The 238-nt window shown below is 50.8% G+C and carries 1 rRNA gene; it reads left to right on the forward strand.

Annotation, left to right across the window (positions count from 1 at the left end):
* Positions 1–238, forward strand: a 16S ribosomal RNA gene (locus KI210_RS08660); the annotation flags it as partial.

Below are 238 nucleotides of genomic sequence, written 5' to 3' on the forward strand. Positions count from 1 at the left end.
CCTAATACATGCAAGTCGAGCGAGCTTGCCTTTAGAAGTTCTTCGGAATGGACAAAGATACAAGCGAGCGGCGGATGGGTGAGTAACACGTGGGCAACCTGCCCTTAAGACTGGGATACCACTTGGAAACAGGTGCTAATACCGGATAAAAACACAAGCTGCATGGCGAGTGTTTAAAAGGCGGCGCAAGCTGTCGCTAAAGGATGGGCCCGCGGTGCATTAGCTAGTTGGTAAGGTA

Source organism: Lactobacillus corticis (assembly GCF_018327645.1).
In the GTDB taxonomy this organism is placed as follows: Bacteria; Bacillota; Bacilli; order Lactobacillales; family Lactobacillaceae; genus Lactobacillus; species Lactobacillus corticis.